15 protein-coding genes and 1 pseudogene are annotated in these 16,867 nt (G+C 69.5%); 9 read left to right on the forward strand and 7 right to left on the reverse strand.

Annotated features, from left to right (window positions below):
- Positions 1–27: 27 nt before the first annotated feature.
- The 3 genes and pseudogenes from ABD893_RS10890 to ABD893_RS10900 form a co-directional block, all read right to left on the reverse strand.
- Positions 28–222: a hypothetical protein gene (locus ABD893_RS10890; RefSeq protein ID WP_345079657.1), complete on the reverse strand. Its 195-nt coding sequence runs from the start codon at positions 220–222 to the stop codon at positions 28–30.
- A 2-nt stretch (positions 223–224) separates the two neighbouring features.
- Positions 225–866 carry a TRAP transporter small permease gene (locus ABD893_RS10895; protein WP_345079660.1) on the reverse strand — a complete coding sequence of 214 codons (642 nt, stop codon included), beginning with the start codon at positions 864–866 and terminating at the stop codon, positions 225–227.
- A 70-nt stretch (positions 867–936) separates the two neighbouring features.
- A pseudogene (locus ABD893_RS10900) lies at positions 937–2,337 on the reverse strand (TRAP transporter substrate-binding protein).
- On the opposite strand from ABD893_RS10900, the gene ABD893_RS10905 reads away from it, so the two are divergent.
- Genes ABD893_RS10905 through holA form a run of 3 tightly spaced genes read left to right on the forward strand, consistent with a single transcriptional unit; the run spans position 2,336 to position 6,586 of the window.
- Entirely contained in the window at positions 2,336–3,181 is an 846-nt protein-coding gene (locus tag ABD893_RS10905; protein ID WP_345079663.1) for a ComEA family DNA-binding protein, read from the forward strand. The pseudogene ABD893_RS10900 and the gene ABD893_RS10905 sit on opposite strands and share 2 nt — an antisense overlap.
- On the forward strand, positions 3,178–5,562 hold the full coding sequence (locus ABD893_RS10910; RefSeq protein ID WP_345079666.1) for a ComEC/Rec2 family competence protein: 2,385 nt from the start codon (positions 3,178–3,180) through the stop codon (positions 5,560–5,562). The genes ABD893_RS10905 and ABD893_RS10910 overlap by 4 nt, the downstream gene beginning before the upstream one ends.
- Positions 5,563–5,599: 37 nt before the next feature.
- Positions 5,600–6,586 (forward strand): DNA polymerase III subunit delta, encoded by a 987-nt coding sequence (gene holA, locus ABD893_RS10915; protein ID WP_345079669.1) that lies wholly within the window; start codon positions 5,600–5,602, stop codon positions 6,584–6,586.
- A 110-nt stretch (positions 6,587–6,696) separates the two neighbouring features.
- Here the strand turns inward: holA and rpsT are convergent, their stop codons facing one another.
- Both rpsT and ABD893_RS10925 read right to left on the reverse strand, forming a co-directional pair.
- The gene (rpsT, locus tag ABD893_RS10920) at positions 6,697–6,963 is read right to left on the reverse strand and encodes a 30S ribosomal protein S20 (protein WP_345079671.1); all 267 of its coding nucleotides are present in this window, start codon (positions 6,961–6,963) and stop codon (positions 6,697–6,699) included.
- A 271-nt stretch (positions 6,964–7,234) separates the two neighbouring features.
- The gene (locus tag ABD893_RS10925) at positions 7,235–7,885 is read right to left on the reverse strand and encodes a type II toxin-antitoxin system PemK/MazF family toxin (protein ID WP_345079674.1); all 651 of its coding nucleotides are present in this window, start codon (positions 7,883–7,885) and stop codon (positions 7,235–7,237) included.
- A 64-nt stretch (positions 7,886–7,949) separates the two neighbouring features.
- On the opposite strand from ABD893_RS10925, the gene ABD893_RS10930 reads away from it, so the two are divergent.
- From ABD893_RS10930 to hemW, 6 genes are all read left to right on the forward strand, one after another.
- Positions 7,950–9,599, forward strand: coding sequence for a circularly permuted type 2 ATP-grasp protein (locus tag ABD893_RS10930; protein WP_345079677.1), 1,650 nt, complete (start codon positions 7,950–7,952; stop codon positions 9,597–9,599).
- Complete coding sequence (locus ABD893_RS10935; RefSeq protein WP_345079682.1) at positions 9,586–10,503, forward strand: alpha-E domain-containing protein; 918 nt, start codon at positions 9,586–9,588, stop codon at positions 10,501–10,503. The genes ABD893_RS10930 and ABD893_RS10935 overlap by 14 nt, the downstream gene beginning before the upstream one ends.
- A 22-nt stretch (positions 10,504–10,525) precedes the next feature.
- Positions 10,526–11,149: a M23 family metallopeptidase gene (locus tag ABD893_RS10940; RefSeq protein ID WP_345079685.1), complete on the forward strand. Its 624-nt coding sequence runs from the start codon at positions 10,526–10,528 to the stop codon at positions 11,147–11,149.
- 110 nt (positions 11,150–11,259) lie between these two features.
- Positions 11,260–13,152, forward strand: coding sequence for a translation elongation factor 4 (lepA, locus tag ABD893_RS10945; protein ID WP_345080776.1), 1,893 nt, complete (start codon positions 11,260–11,262; stop codon positions 13,150–13,152).
- A 2-nt stretch (positions 13,153–13,154) separates the two neighbouring features.
- On the forward strand, positions 13,155–13,868 hold the full coding sequence (locus tag ABD893_RS10950) for an MOSC domain-containing protein (RefSeq protein WP_345079688.1): 714 nt from the start codon (positions 13,155–13,157) through the stop codon (positions 13,866–13,868).
- The gene (gene hemW, locus ABD893_RS10955) at positions 13,865–15,034 is read left to right on the forward strand and encodes a radical SAM family heme chaperone HemW (RefSeq protein WP_345079691.1); all 1,170 of its coding nucleotides are present in this window, start codon (positions 13,865–13,867) and stop codon (positions 15,032–15,034) included. Before ABD893_RS10950 ends, hemW begins: the two co-directional genes overlap by 4 nt.
- Positions 15,035–15,130: 96 nt before the next feature.
- On the opposite strand, the gene ABD893_RS10960 is transcribed toward hemW, so the two are convergent.
- Entirely contained in the window at positions 15,131–15,844 is a 714-nt protein-coding gene (locus ABD893_RS10960) for a DUF4870 domain-containing protein (protein WP_345079694.1), read from the reverse strand.
- 111 nt (positions 15,845–15,955) lie between these two features.
- The gene (locus ABD893_RS10965) at positions 15,956–16,861 is read right to left on the reverse strand and encodes a DUF3097 domain-containing protein (protein WP_345079697.1); all 906 of its coding nucleotides are present in this window, start codon (positions 16,859–16,861) and stop codon (positions 15,956–15,958) included.
- Positions 16,862–16,867: the final 6 nt, after the last annotated feature.

Below are 16,867 nucleotides of genomic sequence, written 5' to 3' on the forward strand. Positions count from 1 at the left end.
CGGCGAGGATGAAGAGCGGTATCGCGATCAGGTGAAGCTGTTGATGCCGGTGAACACCTCGGAGGCGGTGTTCATCGAGGTGGTGGTGGGGTCGTTGCCCAGCAGCACGAAGATCGCGACAAGCGAGGTCACGCCGATCACGACGGCGATGGGGACGCCGAGGACGATGCCCACGACGATGCCGATCAGCAGGATGAGTCCTGCGACTGCGGTGACGTCCATGGTCAGCGCTCCTTCGGGTCGTTATCGCGCGGGGCGTCGTCGGGGCCGGGGCTCTCGTCTCCGTCGCGCGAGGACATGTGCTCGGCCTCGGCCAGCGGCGAGTCAGCGATCGCGTCCTCGAGGCCTGGGACCACCGGGACCGCTTCCTCGGTGTGCACGACAGTGCTGGTCAGCGGGCCTGCGCCGCGCACATCCTCGATGAGGTGGAGCACCGCGATCAGAGCGATGATCACGCCGGTCAGAGGTAGCACCAGGTAGGCCTGGCCGATGGTGCCGGGCAGCGCCGTGAGCTGCTGGGCCCAGGTGTTCTGCGCGGCGAGGATGCCGCCGTACACCAGGACCACGAGCGCGAAGAAGAGAATCACGCACTGGATCAGGAGGGAGGCGATCACTCGCCCGGCGCGCGGCAGACGCTCCACGACGAAGGTGACCGCGATATGTCCGCGCTCGGAGAACACCAGAGCAGCGCCGACGAGCGAGGTCCACACGAAGATGTACTTCGCGAGCTCCTCGGTCCAGGCGGCGGGGCTCTGGAGCACCTCACGGGTGAAGACCTGCCAGACGACCGCGAGAACCATGATGGTGAAGAGGATCGCCGTGGTGATCCCGAGGGACCGGTTCAGTCCCCTGGTGAGTAGTTGCACCTGCATTTCCCTTCTGCACGGCAGGAGGCCGGGCCATGTGGCCCGGCCTGCTGCGTGGAGGTGCGGCTGGTCAGCCCTGGGCTCCGCGGACCGCATCCCACAGCGCGGTCTGGGACTCGGAGGTGAGGAACTCTTCGGGCAGGGCGGCGAGGGCTTCGGCGAAGGCTTCCGCGTCGACCTCGTTGAAGGTGGCGCCACCCTCTTCGGCATCGGCGATCGCCTGCTCGGTCTGCTCGACCCAGAGGCCGGTGTGCTCCTCGACGGCGGCGGCCCAGCCCTCGTCGAAGGCGGTCCGGTCCTCCTCGGACATGGAGTTCAGGGTGTCGGTGTTGATGATCAGTTAGTCGGTGCCGACCAGGTGGCGGGTGAAGGCGAAGTACGGTGCGACCTCGAAGTGGGCCTGGGTGAAGTACGAGATCTCGTTGTTCTCCGCGGCGTCGATGACGCCGGAGTTCAGGCCGGTGTACACCTCGCCGTAGGCGAGCGGGGTGCCCGTCGCGCCGAGTGCAGCAGCCATCGCCGGGTGCAGGTCCGATTCCTGGACGCGCATCTTCTGACCATTCAGATCAGCCGGGGTGTCGATGGGCCCGACGGTGCTGTAGGAGCTGCGCTCGCCCTGGGTGAAGCCGCCGATGACGGTGATGTTCTGGGACTCCTCGAGGGAGGCGAACAGCTCACCGACGATCGAGGGATCCTGGAGGATCTGCATCTGCTTCTCGATGTTGTCGAAGGCACCGGGCATGTTCAGGGTCAGGAAGTCGGGGTTGAGGTTCTCCAGCTGGGTGCCCGAGACGATCGACATCTCCACCGAGCCGTTCGAGGCCATCTGCAGGGTCTCCTGCTGCGCACCGAGGGTCTCGTTGGGGAAGACGTCGATCCCCCAGGCACCACCGGTGGACTCATCCAGCGTCTTGCCGAAGTTGTCCAGCGCGACGTAGGAGGGGTGGGTCTCGGTCTGGTTCAGGGCCAGGCGCATCATGGTGCCGGAGCCGCCGCCAGCGTCGGAGGCGCCCGACCCGCTGCCGCCGCCGCAGGCGGTGAGGGTTGCAGCGATACCGGCGAGTCCGGTGGCTCCGAGCAGGGTTCGGCGGTTCAAGGACTGGCGGGTGAAGGGTCGGTGGGTCATGGAGATACCTCTCATCATCGAGTCGGGCAGGGCGCCGGAGAGCGAATCTTCCGAGCTGCCGACCTCGTCATCGGACTGCCCTGATCCTGTGCTCGATGTACTTCTGGCGCGTTCAGTTGCCTCGGGTTGAGTTTCCGTGTCTGGTTCGTAACTCAGGAGTGCAGGTTTGTGACCCAGATCGAGGGCAGATGGCCGTAAAGCCCGCTTCTGCGCTTTCGTGCATTCTTGCCCCCCCCTTCTGTGAGGTGAGCGACAGCGGTGACCGTTCCTCCCCAGCGCCGTGTCGTCCCCAGTGCGGCACCTGCCGTGGCCTCGGGGGACCGTGCCGCCTAAGTTCGCAGGCATGGGAGCACATGCCGGATCCGACGGGCCGACGCAGCGCCGTGCGGGGACGCATCGACGCACCGGCCAGGTGCTGATCGAGCGCCGCGACCACACTGCCCAAGAGCCGCGCCGTCGGTTCTCGCTGCCCGCCCCGTCCCCCTCGGCGCTGGTGGGGATCGCGGTGCTGGTGCTGATCGGGGCAGGTGTCATCCACCTCTCCGGCTCCGGCTCTGCGGTGCCCCTCGAGGCGGAGCCGACGGCGCTGGTGCACGCGGAGGACGGCAGCGGACCCGAGGGCGCATCATCGGCCGCGGCGCCGGCATCGCCGTCCCCTGAGGATGCACCTCCCGCAGACGGGGAAGCGCCTGCGGCCGACGGAGAATCGCCTGCGGCCGGGGCAGAGCTCGTAGTCCATGTCTCCGGGGCCGTGGCGACACCCGGGGTGGTGCGTCTGCCTGCCGGGGCCAGGGTGGACGATGCTCTGGAGGCCGCTGGCGGTCCGACCGAGGATGCCGATCTCTCGGCCGTGAATCTCGCGCGCCCGGTGGGTGATGGCGAGCAGATTCATCTGCCCGTCCCGGGGGAGGAGCCGAGAGCGGGGGACCCGGGTGCGGCGGCTCCCGGAGACGCCGAGACAGGAGAGGCTCCGGCTGCGGGGTCCTCGGGCGCATCGGGCGTGATCAACCTGAACACCGCGAGCGCCGCGGAGCTCGAGGAGCTCCCCAGCGTGGGACCCGCGATAGCCCAGCGGATCATCGAGCACAGGGAGAAGAACGGCCCCTTCCGCAGCGTCGACGGTCTGCTCGAGGTCTCCGGGATCGGTCCGTCCACCCTGGAGAAGATCCGCGACCGGGCCACCATATGACGCGCGCAGACCTGCGCCTGCTGCCCGCAGCAACCTGCATCTGGGCCCTCGCCGTGCTCGGCGTGACCGTTGGCACCGCGGCCGCCGTCGCCGGTGGCGCTGTGCTGGTGGCACTCGGGCTCACCGTGATCACGGTGACCGGCGGCACCCGCACCGCCAGCGGGATCTTCGCCCACCTGGGCGTCCTGGTGCTGGCCGGAGCGCTCCTGTTCCCGGCCCTCCAGCGCCATGGCACGACGGACGAGCTGCTCGAGGAGGCCGCCGCTCAAGGACTGATCGTGGAGCTGACCGTGGTCGCGGCTGCGGATCCAGCTGTTCCCTCCGGTGGCCCGGAATGGTCACGTGACGGGCTGCAGATGCGGGCACGGACCGTCCGCGGCCCCGCCCGCATCGGGCGAGCAGAGGCTGCGCTGCCTGCGTCCCTGCCGGTGCTGGTGCGCGCTTCCGCAGGCGCAGTGAGAGGCATGACCCAGGTGCGGGACGGCGACACCGCTCAGCTGCGCGGCACCGTCACGATCAGCGGAGCCCTGGTGATCCTGCGTGCCACTGAGGTGGGTGCGGTGCCGACGCCGGGATGGGCCGGCCGCGCGCAGTCCGCCCGCCACGCCCTGCGAGAGCTGGCACGGGAGGCGACCGCGCATCTCCCGGACGACGAGGCCGCCCTGGTGCGCGGCATGACCACCGGCGATACCCGCGGGATGAGCGAGCAGACTGAGGAGATCATGCGCCGGGCCGGGATCTCTCATCTGGTCGCGGTCTCCGGCGCGAATATCGCTCTGGTGCTCGCCGCAGTGCTGATCCCGCTGCTGCTGGCCGGGGTGCGTCGACGCCCCCGCCTGCTCGCCGGAGCGATCGTGATGGTCTGCTACGTGTGGCTGGTGGGGGATGAGCCCAGCGTCCAGCGGGCCGCGACGATGGCCGCCCCGCTGCTCGCGGCTCGCTTCGCCGGCGTGCGCGCCTCCCCGGTCGCGGCGCTCGCGCTCACCGTGGCCCTCTGGTCGGTGCTCGACCCCGTCACCGCCGCCTCCGTCGGTTTCCTGCTCTCCGCCCTGGCGACCGCCGCGATCCTGGTCGCCGCCCCACCGCTGGCCACGGCCCTGTCCGAGCTCAGCGGGGACCGGTTGGGTCGCACCGCCGCTCTGGTGCTCGCTGTGCCGCTGGCCGCACAGCTCGCCTGCACCCCTGTGCTGATTCTGCTCACCCCGGAGATCTCGCTCTGGGCGGTGCCGGTGAACATGATCGTCGGCCCGCTGGTGGGTCCGGCGACGGTGATGGGGCTGCTCGCCCTCGTGCTCGGCATCTTCTTCCCGCCCGCAGCTGCGGTGCTCTACACGGCAGCGGCCGGCGGAGCGCACCTGGTGCTGCTGATCGCACGCACCGCCGATGCCCTCCCGGGATCGCGCATCGCCGTGCCCGACGGCGCCACCGGGGTGCTGCTCGCGATCACGGTGATGGTGGTGGCCGCGATCGCCCTGGCCGCCCGCCGCATCCCGCTGGTGCGTTGGGTGATGGCAGCACTGCTGGTGGTGGTCCTCGCTCCAGGGGTCGGCCGGCTGCTGCCGCTCGGGACCGCTCCGGGGTGGAGCCTCGCGATGTGCGCGGTGGGCCAGGGGGACGCGCTGCTGCTGCGCCCTCAGACCGGTGACAGCCAGACCGGCGACGACACCGGGGACGGGCCCACCGTGCTCATCGACACCGGCCCGGAACCAGCTGCGCTGAGCGAGTGCCTGGACAGGCTGGGCGTGGAGCGGATCGACCTGCTGGTGCTCACCCACCCCCACCGCGACCACACCGGCGGTAGGGAGGCGCTGACCGGATCTCGGGCACCTGCCCGGCAGTGGGTGTGTCCTCTGCCCGCAGCCGCCCGTGATGTGGTGCCGGGCGTCCCCGTGGTCACGGCCTCCACCGGAGAGACCTGGCAGCAGCCGGGCCTGGCCCTGCGGGTGCTGTGGCCGGGCTCCGCCGAGGACGCGCTGCGCGCGAACTCCGCGGAACAGGGGTCGGGGGAGGGCGATGCGGCCAATGACTGCTCGCTCGCCCTCGAAGTGGTCTGGAGCGACGGCACCCGCCTGGTCGCGCTCGGCGATCTGGAACCTGCGGCGCAGGCGGAGCTCGCCGCGCTCGCCCCCGGTCCGGCGGAGATCGTGAAGGTGGCGCATCATGGCTCCCGCTTCCAGCACGTCCCGCTATACGAGCAGCTCGACCCCGGTCTCGCCCTGGTACCAGTGGGACAGGAGAACAGCTTCGGGCACCCCACAGAGGAGCTCCTGACGCTGATGGACCAGCTCGGTGCGCAGGTGCTGCGCACCGATGTTCATGGCACCGTGGTGCTGCCAGCGGATCAGCAGGCGCCGCCGCGCAGCGTCGGCCCGGCCCGATAGGATCGACCAGTCCGTTCCCAGCAGTCAGGAGCCCCCCGTGAGCGATGTCGAGTGGCACAGCGTCGCCCTCGCACCGATCGTGCTGATCCATGGCACCGAGACCCTGATCGCCGACCGTGCCGTCCAGCGGTTGCGGGGCCTGGCCCGCGAGGCGGATCCCACGGTCGAGGTCCATGACCTCTCTGGTGACGCGCTCGGTCCCGGCGCCCTCACCCAGGTGACCAGCCCCTCGCTGTTCGGTGAACCCCGCTTCGTGGTCGTCCCCGAGCTGCAGGCCGCACCGGATGCTCTGGTCGTCGAGCTGCTCGACTACGTCAAGACCCCGGAGCAGGACGTCACCCTGGTGCTCGTCCACCGCGGCGGCAACCGCGGCAAGAAGCTGCTGGACACGCTCAAGAAGGCCGGAGTGCCGCGGGTGGATGCGAGCCCGGTCAAACGCGCAGGAGACAAACAGACCTTCGTCGCCGCCGAGTTCGCCCGCGCCCAGCGCCGCATCCAGCCCGAAGCTCTGGTCGCACTGGTGGACGCTTTCGGCACCGACCTCGCCGAGCTCGCCGCCATCAGCCATCAGCTCATCGAGGACACCACCGCCGACCCTGGCGAACAGGCGATCCAGGTGACCCTCGCGGAGGTGCACGCGCTGACCGCCGGGCGGGTGGAGTCCACCGCTTTCGCCGTCGCCGATGCAGCGATCGCAGGCCGCGAGCAGGAAGCGCTCCAGCTGCTCCAGCAGGCCCAGCTGGCCGGCGCCGACCCGGTGCCGATCGTCGCCGCGATCGCCTCCAAGATGCGCTCCCTGGCCAAGGTCAGCGCGCCCGGCGCCAGCGCCCGCACCTTGGGCATGCCGGACTGGATGCTCCGCAACCTCTCGCGCGAGGCGAGGAACTGGAACGATCGCTCCCTGGCCCGGGCCCTGGAGGCCATCGCCCGTGCAGACCATGAGGTCAAGGGGGCGGGGCGCGATCCGCGCTGGTCCGTGCAGCGCATGGTGATGGGGATCTGCCGCGCCCGTCGCGCTGGCTGAACGAGGCGCTGAACGACGCTGAGTCCCCGCACGGCGCCACCCGGAGACGACGAGGCCCCGCACACCTTCATGGTGTGCGGGGCGTCGTCACATGCGAGAGCGGGTGAAGCTCAGGCGCTCACCGCGGCAACCAGCTTCGCGAGACCGGACTTGCGGTTCGCGGCCTGGTTCTGGTGGATGACGCCCTTGGCGACGGCCTTGTCGAGCTTGCGTGAGGCACTCTTGAGCGCCTCGCCGGCCACCTCGGCGTCGCCGGTGGAGACGGCAGCCTTCACCTTGCGGGTGTAGGTGCGGAGCTCGGACTTGACGGCGCGATTGCGAAGGCGCGACTTCTCGTTCGTCTTGTTCCGCTTGATCTGGGACTTGATGTTTGCCACGAAGACTCTTCTCTTGTGCTGCTGTGATGGATCTTCCGCGACGACCGAGGATCGGAGCCGACAGGGACGGCGGTGGGGATTCGCCTGAGACGTCGGTTCCGGGTCGCTGCCACGGGTACTCGCCCGGGTCGCACGAATCATCGCCCCTGACACGGCGGGACTATCCTGCGCACACCGAACGGTATGTCACACATACGGAGCAAGATATTACCAGAGCGGTTCCTCCCGGATGTACCCGGTGTGCGGCGTGTCTCTCCCGGTCCCGGCCGGCTCAGCGCCAGCCGTGCACCGTCCGGACCACAGCGGAGACTCGATCGTAGCGTCCGCGATCCAGCTGGCCGCCCTCCCGGCGCACCGCCTCGGGGGCGAGACGCAGCAGCCGGTCCGCCCTCACCTCGGAGCGTCGCCCCTGCTGATCCCACTCGCCGGTGCCGATGTCCACCCAGGTCGCACCGTGCTGATCTGTGGTGACCTCGCCGTCATCGGCGCGATCACGGGAGGTGAGCATGAGCGCCACCAGCACCTCGCCGGAGCCGTCGGAGCCGCCCGTGGCAGCCGCCTCCTCGGCGATGACCAGCACCGGACGATCCTTTCCCTGGGAGAGGTCCTCCTCGTACGGCACCCAGGCCCACACCACCTCGCCGGGATCCGGATGGTCGTCCGCCCGAGGGGCGTAGTCGAGCACGAGGGGCGCCGATCCGGAACGATCGGCAAGGACGGTGGCTTCGCTTCCGACGGCGCTGTCACCGCCGGCGACGGAATTCCGCGCGGCAGCTCCGCCGGGGGCGTGCCCGCCGCTGCCGGAGCGCTGCTCCTTCACCGCTCGGACCGCCGCCCGGCTCAGCGAGCGGGCTCCTCGACGGACGGCGGGGCTGCGAGCCGCGGAGCGGACGAGGGAGGTCAGTCGGGAGACCAGGGACATCAGGCTCTCGCTTCCTGGACGCAGTGCGCCGCAAAGGGGTGAGGTCGGTGTGAGAATGGTAGGCATGTCTGCCTCCCCGCTGTTCCACAGTGCGCGGACCGGTTCCGGCGGCGATGAGATGTTCGCCCCCGACGGGACGGTGCACCCCACCTATCAGGCGCTGCACGACGCCCTGTCCGGGCTCGGCCCGGAAGAGTTCCGCAGCCGGTCCGATTCCCTGGCTCGCAGCTATCTCGACCAGGGCATCACCTTCGACTATGCGGGGGAGGAGCGTCCCTTCCCGATCGACGCGATCCCGCGAGTGGTCGCCGCCGAGGAATGGACCCGGGTCTCGGCGGGGGTCGCCCAGCGGGTGCGTGCGCTCGAGCGCTTCCTCGACGACCTCTACAACGATCAGGCCGCGATCGCCGACGGGGTGATCCCGGCGGAGCTGGTCACCTCCTCCACCTATGTGGTCGAGGCGATGCGGGGCTACTCACCGCCGAACGGCGTGCGGATCCACATCTCCGGCATCGATCTGGTGCGGGACGGGGCCGGTGACTTCCGGGTGCTCGAGGACAACGTGCGCACCCCCAGCGGCGTCAGCTATGTGCTCTCGAATCGGCGCGCGATGGCCCAGGGATTCCCGGAGCTGTTCGCAGACCGGCCGGTGCGCCGGGTGGGCGAATACCCGGGCCGGCTGCTCTCAGCGCTGCAGGCCGCCGCACCGGACACCGCGGGGGAGGAGACCACCGTCGTGGTGCTCACCCCCGGCCGCTATAACAGCGCCTACTTCGAGCACTCCCTGCTGGCCCGCACCATGGGCGTGGATCTGGTCGAGGCGTCGGACCTGGTCGAACGCGGCGAGCGCATCTATATGCGCACCACTGCCGGGCTGCGCCGCGTGGATGTGATCTACAAGCGCACCGACGATGACTTCCTGGACCCCGAGGTGTTCCGGCCCGATTCCGCGCTCGGCGTCCCGGGGCTGGTGCGCGCGATCCTCGCCCGCAATGTGGTGGTCGCCAACGCTATCGGCAACGGGATCGGGGATGACAAGCTCACCTACACCTATGTGCCCGATCTGATCCGCTACTACCTCGCCGAGGAGCCGATCCTGCCCAACGTCGACACCTGGCGGCTCGAGGAGCCCGACTCCCTGGCCGAGGTGCTCGACCGGCTCGAGGAGCTGGTGGTCAAGCCCGTCGACGGTTCCGGCGGCAAGGGCATCGTGATCGGGCCCGCCGCCACCCGGGACGAGCTCGACGCGCTGCGGGAGCGGCTGCTCGCGGATCCCCGCGGCTGGATCGCCCAGCCCGTGGTCCAGCTCTCCACCATCCCCACCCTCGTCGAAGAGGGACCCGAGCCACGCCACGTGGATCTGCGCCCCTTCGCGCTGAACAGCGGCGACGACGTCTGGGTGCTGCCCGGGGGGCTCACCCGGGTGGCCCTGCCGCGCGGCGAGATGATCGTGAACTCCTCCCGCGGCGGCGGCTCCAAGGACACCTGGGTGCTCGCTCCCGAGCGGGCTGCGGCCGTGGGGCCTGCAGCGCAGGCTCAGTCGCAGTCCCAGGAGTTCGAGGTCGAAGGGATCGAAGATCCGACGGATGACAGCTACGACGAGTTCGAGGATCCGCGCGAGGAGCAGGCCGAGGAGCGGGCACCTGAGCCCGATCCGGTGACCTCCGCGATCCCGATCATCGACGTCGAGGAGGCACCGCATGATGCTCAGTAGGATCGCCGACGCGATGTTCTGGATCGGCAGGTATGTCGAACGTGCGGACCAGACGGCCCGCATCCTCGACGTGAAGCTGCAGTCGATCACCGAAGACACTCCAGAGGACTTCGCCGAGGCCTGCCGCGACGTCTACCAGATCTTCGGGGTCGAACGGACCGACGACTCCGATCACAGCGTGCAGCGGGTGCTGGACCGGCTGCTCACCGACCGTGGAAATCCCTCCTCCGTCGCGGGGGCGCTGTTCACCGCCCGCGAGAACGCCCGGGGCGTGCGCGAGGTCCTCTCGACCGAGGTGTGGGAGTCGCTGAACACCACCACACTGGGCCTGCCGCGAGGAGTGCGCCCCTCGCGCATGCATGGCGCCTTCCAGTTCGCCAAGGACCGCTGCGCGGTGGTGAACGGACTGGTCGACTCCTCGATGACCCGTGACGAGGCCTGGCTGTTCCTGCGGATCGGGCAGCTGCTGGAGCGGGTCGACATGCTGGCCCGCAATCTCCAGGACCACGATCTGGAGGACTCCTCCTCCGGGGCGACGGTGACGCTGCTGCGCTCGTGCAGCGCGCACGAAGCCTATATTCGCTCCTACCGCGGCCGGGTGCGCTCCGCACGGGCTATCGAGTTCCTGCTGCTGGACTCGATCTTCCCCCGCTCGGCGGTGCACTGCCTCGGCGAGATCGAGGAGGCGCTGGAGACCCTCGCGAAGCTGCATGGCAACAGCTTCGACCGGCTCGGCGCGGCTGAGCCCGGCCGACGGATCGTCGGCCGCGCGCTGGCGAGCCTGCGCTTCCGCTCCCTGGACGACATCGTCGAGAACTTCGACGAGGAGATGGAGCAGCTGCAGATGGTCACCGGCGCGGTCACTCGGGCGCTCGGCACGACCTACTTCCACCCGGCGCACTGAGGGATCGGAGACGGGGGCCGCTGTGGGGCCGCTCCAGCTCGCCCACCCGTTCCGCGGCTGCTGGCGAGTGCAGAACTCTCCCGCGAACCGGGTCCCCAGCCATGGCACGACCCTGTTCGCCCTGGACCATTCGATCGACCTGGTCCCCATCGGCGCGAAGGGGCGGACCGCGCCGTTCCGGATCGGGAGCCTGCTGCACCCTGAGCCGCCCGAGTCGTTCCCCGGCTTCGGACGGGAGGTGCTGAGCCCGCTCGACGGAGTGGTCCACCGGGTCCACGACGGGGAGCAGGATCACGCGGCGCGGCGCGGGCTGCCCTCGGTCGGCTACGCGCTCACACAGGGACGTCGCGCTGCGGAAGGGTGGCGGAGCCTCGCCGGGAATCACGTGATCCTGCGTGCTGAGCACGAGGGCGCCGAGATGTACGTGGCGCTGTGTCATCTGCGTCGCGGGAGCATCGTCGTGCGTCCGGGACAGGAGGTGCGCGTCAGCGACCTCCTCGCCGGCTGCGGCAACTCGGGCAACAGCACCGAGCCGCACCTGCACCTGCAGGCGATGAACGCCGCGGACCCGTCGATCGCCCGGGCGGCGCCCTTCACCTTCCCCGGCGGCCTGCCCCGCAATGGCCAGATCGTGGATGCCGGATGAGACGCCCCCTGTGACCTCTGTCCGGGAGCACCGCGGGATCAGGATCGGGAGCGTTCCCCATGAGACGATGGGCCGATGCCCGGGCGCAGGTGCGCACGGGCCACGAACCGATGAGAGGACGTAGACCGGTGACCCCGAGCATCGCTGCCGCCGAGGCGCGGGACATCCTTCCCGCCTCGACCCCCCAGGAGCGGCTCCGCAACTTCTGCATCATCGCGCACATCGACCACGGCAAGTCCACGTTGGCCGACCGCATGCTGCAGATCACCGGGATCGTCGACTCTCGCGCCATGCGCGCCCAGTACCTCGACCGCATGGACATCGAGCGCGAGCGCGGCATCACCGTCAAGAGCCAGGCCGTGCGCATGCCCTGGCAGGTCGACGGCGTGAACTATGCCCTGAACATGATCGACACCCCCGGGCACGTGGACTTCACCTACGAGGTCTCCCGCTCGCTGGCGGCGTGCGAAGGCGCGATCCTGCTGGTCGACGCCGCCCAGGGCATCGAGGCGCAGACCCTCGCGAACCTGTACCTCGCGATGGAGAACGACCTCACCATCATCCCCGTGCTGAACAAGATCGACCTGCCCGGCGCGGATCCCGAGAAGTACGCCGCCGAGATCGGACAGCTCGTCGGGGTCGACCCCGACGACGTGCTGCGCGTCTCCGGCAAGACCGGGTTCGGTGTCGAGGAGCTCCTGGACCATGTGGTGCGAACCCTCCCGTCGCCCCAGGGGGACCCCGAGGCGCCCTGCCGCGCGATGATCTTCGACTCCGTCTACGACACCTACCGCGGCGTCGTCACCTACATCCGGGTGATCGACGGCAGCCTCAAGTCCCGCGACCGCATCGACATGATGTCCACCGGTGCCCACCACGAGCTGCTCGAGATCGGCGTGAGCTCCCCGGAGCCGCACCCCACCCAGGGCATCGGTCCCGGTGAGGTCGGCTACCTGATCACCGGTGTGAAGGACGTGCGTCAGTCGAAGGTCGGCGACACCATCACCACCTCCATCCGCGGCGCGACCCAGGCCCTCGAGGGCTACTCGGACCCCAAGCCGATGGTGTATTCCGGGCTGTTCCCGATCGACGGCTCCGACTACCCGGTGCTGCGCGATGCGCTCGACAAGCTCAAGCTCAACGATGCCGCTCTGCTCTATGAGCCGGAGACCTCCACCGCGCTCGGCTTCGGGTTCCGCGTCGGCTTCCTGGGCCTGCTGCACCTGGAGATCATCCGGGAGCGGCTCGAGCGCGAGTTCAACCTCGACATGATCGCCACCGCCCCCTCGGTCGTCTACCAGGTGAAGATGGAGGACGGCACCGAGGTCGAGGTGCTGAACCCCTCCGACTTCCCGGTGGGCAAGGTCAAGGAGATCACCGAACCGATCACCAAGGCCACGATCCTGGTGCCGAGCGAGTTCATCGGTGCCGTGATGGAGCTGTGCCAGTCCAAGCGCGGTGTCCTCGGTGGCATGGACTACCTCAGCGAGGACCGGGTCGAGCTGCGCTACACGCTGCCGCTCGCGGAGATCGTCTTCGACTTCTTCGACCAGCTGAAGTCCAAGACCCGCGGTTATGCGTCGCTGGACTACGACATCTCCGGCTCTCAGGCCGCGGACCTGGTGAAGGTTGACATGCTGCTGCAGGCAGAGCCGGTGGACGCATTCAGCGCGATAGTGCACCGCGACAAGGCCTACAACTACGGCGTCGAGATGGCCGGGAAGCTCAAGAAGCTCATCCCGCGCCAGCAGTTCGAGGTGCCGATCCAAGCTGCCATCGGCTCCCGCATCATCGCCCGCGAGACCATCCGCGCCATGCGCAAGGACGTGCTGTCCAAGTGCTACGGCGGCGACATCTCCCGTAAGCGCAAACTGCTGGAGAAGCAGAAGGAGGGCAAGAAGCGCATGAAGAACATCGGCTCCGTCGAGGTCCCGCAGGAAGCCTTCATCGCCGCGCTCTCCTCCGACGAGGGCGATATGCCCAAGGACAGCAAGAAGAAGTGAGCATGGAGACCGGACGCATCGCGGCAGTCTGCACCGTCGCCCAGCTGTTCCCGGTCGCGGCGAGCGGCCTGATGAGCGGCATCGACAAACAACCCGCCGACGGGCCGGTGCGGCTGCTCACCCATGGGGTGCTCGGCGATGTCCAGGGAGACCGCGAGCACCACGGCGGCATCTTCAAAGCGGTCTACGCCTTCGCCCGCGAGACCCGCGAGGAGCATGCCGCGGCCCGAGAGCTCGAGCTGCCCGATGGGTCCTTCGGCGAGAACCTCGTGACCACCGGCCAGGACACCGACGAGACGGTGATCGGTGAGCGCTGGCGGATCGGCAGCGCCGAACTCGAAGCCACCTGCCCGCGCAATCCTTGCGGCACCTTCTCCGCCTGGATCGGGGACCGCCGCTGGGGCCGCCACTTCACCGCCGCAGGTCGCTGCGGTGCGTACTTCCGGGTGCTGGTGGAGGGGGAGACCTCGGCCGGTGACGAGATCGAGGTGCTCCACTGCCCGCCGCACGGGGTCACCATCGGTGATGCTTTCCGCGGACTGGACGCAGAGCAGTCCCGTGCGCTGCTGGACTGGGCGCTCGAGACGGAGACCGTGCTGTACGACACGCTCGCGGACAGCGCCCAGAACGCGCTGCGGCGCGCTGGTCAGGACACCGAGTTCCCGGAACGGCTGCGCTCCACCGGTCGCGGACTGGGACTGGGGATGGGACTGTGAGCGCCGTGGGCACGTCGGGCCGTGACCTGTCAGTCTACATCCACGTCCCCTTCTGCGCCGTGCGTTGCGGATACTGCGACTTCAACACCTACACCGCGACCGAGCTCGGCGGCGGCGGCTCCCAGGCGGAGTATGCGCAGAACGCGATGCGGGAGATGGATCTGACCCTCGCCGCGGACCGCGCCGAGGGCTATGACTACGAGCAGGTCTCGACCGTCTTCTTCGGAGGCGGCACCCCGACCCTGCTGCCCGCCGACGATCTGGTCGGGATGCTCGAGCACCTGCGCACCCTGATCCCCTTGGCAGCGGACGCCGAGATCACCACCGAGGCGAACCCGGATTCCGTCACCCGCGCCTCCCTGTCCCGCCTCGCCGCCGGGGGCATCACCCGCGTCTCGATCGGCATGCAGTCGGCGGTGCCCTCGGTGCTCGCCACCCTGGACCGCACCCACGACCCCGAGAAGGTGCCGCAGGCCGTGGCCTGGGCGAAGGAAGTGGGGCTCGACGTCAGCCTCGACCTCATCTACGGCACCCCGGGGGAGACCATCGCCGACGTCGACACCTCGGTGAAAGCGGCACTGGCCTGCGGGGTCGACCACATGTCGGCCTACTCCCTGATCATCGAGGGCAATACGGCGATGGCCCGTCAGCTGCGCCGCGGCGAGCTCGAGGCCCCGGATCCCGACGACATGGCCGACAAATACGAGCTGGTCGACGACCTCGCCCGCGCTGACGGCCTGTCCTGGTACGAGGTCTCCAACTGGGCCCGCACCCCGCAGCAGCGCTCCCGCCACAACCTCGCCTACTGGCGCGGCACCGACTGGTGGGGAATCGGCCCCGGCGCGCACCGTCACCGCGACGGACTGCGCTCCTGGAACGTCAAGCACCCCAGCCGCTACGCCCGGATGCTCGCGGAGGGCGAGATCCCGGTGGCGGATTCCGAGGAGGTTGCTGCGGAGGACCGGCTGGTCGAGCGGATCATGCTCGAGCTGCGGATCGTCGACGGGCTCGCCGTGGACGTGGTCCCGGAGGAGCGCCGGGAGATGCTGGCGGTGCACCGTGATCGCGGGCACCTTGACGCTGATGCCCTCGCCGCCGGCCGGGCGGTCCTGACCCGTCAGGGGCGCCTGCTGGCCGATGCCGTCATCCGGGACCTGGTGCCCTGAGGCTCCGATGGAGCTGGGTCTGAAGGCAGAGCAAGAGCCCCTGAGATCGGCATCCCAGGGGCTCTCATGCTCACGGCGCAGCGGGCGCCGGGCGGGTCACTTCACCAGGCGGATGTTGAACGGGTAGGCCCAGTACTCGCCCTGGTTGGCCTTGACCGCACCGATGATCGAGAACACCAGCTGCAGCAGGGCCGGCAGTCCGACCAGCGGGTACAAGACGCTGCCGAAGCCGAAGGTGAACACGGTGATGATCGTGATGACGATGCCCAGGATGATCTGGGCGATGAGCACGGCGATCGCTCCGTTCAGGGCCTCCGCGGCGTGGAAGCGCACGAAGCGATCACGGTCCTTGTAGATCACGAAGATGATCAGCGGGCCGACCCAGCCGAGGAAGCCCCAGCTGACCACGTGCCCGAGGACGACCGCGAGCTGCGAGAACATTCCCCACATGCGGGAGTCGGAGCGGCTGAGCAGCTGACCGGAGAGCGGCCCTTCATAGACGCCCTTCGTGCCGGGTGCCGGCTGGTCCGCCTGCTCTGCGCCTGCCGGCCCGCCGGGGGCGCCATAGGGAGCACCACCCGGTGCCTGGTAGGCGCTGTGGCCGGCGGGAGCGGGAGCCGGTCCTGCGAGGTGGGGAGCCTGCGTTCCGGGCTCACCGGCACTCGGGGGCGACGGCACGCGGGAGGTGTCGTGGCCGTAGGCGAAGGGATCGTGCGGATGCTGGGCGGGATCCGAGGTGGGAGCGGCTTGCTCGGCGGAGGGGCCGGGCTCGGTGCCGAACGGATCGTGCGGATGCGGAGTCTGGCTCATGGTTCCTTCTTCGGGACGGGCCGGTTCTCTGGCCGGCGACGGGCTGATGCATCCAGCCTATAGAGCGGGGCCAGCGTCGTCGGCGTGGCGGGCCGCCGCATCGAGTGGGGGCTATCCCCCGGTCGGGAGCGGCCGATCCTCAGAGTGGTCCACGGTCACGAAGTCGATGAGCTCCTCGATGCGGCCCGAGAGCGTGGGCTCGATGTCGGCGTAGGAACGGACCGTCGACAGGATGCGCTTCCAGCCCAGCCCGATGTCGGACTTGTCGCCGTGCGGCCAGCCGAGCGCCGCGAGGGAGCCGACCTTGATGTCGGTGCCCTTGGGGATATGCGGCCAGGCGGTCAGGCCCACCCGGGCAGGCTTGACCGCCTGCCAGACGTCCACATACGGGTGGCCGACCACCGTGACGTTGCCGCGGGCGCCGGGCAGCGCCATCACCTCGGCGGCGATGCGGGACTCCTTCGAACCCTTCACGAGATGGTCCACGAGGATCCCGAGCCTGCGCCCGGGGGAGGGTCCGAACTCACGCACGCGCTCGGCGAGATTGTCAGCGCCCTCGAGCTGCTCGACGACGATGCCCTCGATGCGGAGGTCGTGACCCCAGACCTTCTGCACCAGCTCGGCGTCATGGGTGCCCTCGACCCAGATCCGGGAGGCCCGGGCAGTGCGCGCCTTGGCGCCTGCGACGTACACGGAGCCGGACGCCGAGCGGGCACGGGCTGGCGCTGCAGTCTTTGCAATGGAGCGGATGAGCACCACGGGCTGTCCGTCGATCATGAACCCGGCACCCAGCGGGAAGGTGCGTCGCACCCCGCGGCCGTCCTCCAGCTCGACGATCAGCTCCCCGGCGATCTTCTCCACCCGTGTCACCGCGCCGGTGAACCCGGTGGAGGCATCTTCGGCGACCAGGCCTCGCTGCGCGGGGACCTCACGGGCCACGGGACGGCGACGATGATGGGAGGGCGGACCGGAGGAGAGCACATCACGGCCGTACCGGTCGGGGAAGTCAGCAGGCACGCGCGA

This window comes from Brachybacterium paraconglomeratum, assembly GCF_039541415.1.
Classification (GTDB): domain Bacteria; phylum Actinomycetota; class Actinomycetes; order Actinomycetales; family Dermabacteraceae; genus Brachybacterium; species Brachybacterium paraconglomeratum_A.

Excerpts from the sequence above, each read along its gene's own strand:
- ABD893_RS10930 (WP_345079677.1), top strand. The coding sequence starts at position 7,950 with ATGTCTGCCTCCCCGCTGTTCCACAGTGCGCGGACCGGTTCCGGCGGC.
- ABD893_RS10905 (WP_345079663.1), top strand. The coding sequence starts at position 2,336 with ATGGGAGCACATGCCGGATCCGACGGGCCGACGCAGCGCCGTGCGGGG.
- ABD893_RS10935 (WP_345079682.1), top strand. The coding sequence starts at position 9,586 with ATGATGCTCAGTAGGATCGCCGACGCGATGTTCTGGATCGGCAGGTAT.
- ABD893_RS10950 (WP_345079688.1), top strand. The coding sequence starts at position 13,155 with ATGGAGACCGGACGCATCGCGGCAGTCTGCACCGTCGCCCAGCTGTTC.
- ABD893_RS10960 (WP_345079694.1), bottom strand. The coding sequence starts at position 15,844 with ATGAGCCAGACTCCGCATCCGCACGATCCGTTCGGCACCGAGCCCGGC.
- ABD893_RS10925 (WP_345079674.1), bottom strand. The coding sequence starts at position 7,885 with ATGTCCCTGGTCTCCCGACTGACCTCCCTCGTCCGCTCCGCGGCTCGC.
- ABD893_RS10910 (WP_345079666.1), top strand. The coding sequence starts at position 3,178 with ATGACGCGCGCAGACCTGCGCCTGCTGCCCGCAGCAACCTGCATCTGG.
- ABD893_RS10890 (WP_345079657.1), bottom strand. The coding sequence starts at position 222 with ATGGACGTCACCGCAGTCGCAGGACTCATCCTGCTGATCGGCATCGTC.
- lepA (WP_345080776.1), top strand. The coding sequence starts at position 11,260 with ATGAGAGGACGTAGACCGGTGACCCCGAGCATCGCTGCCGCCGAGGCG.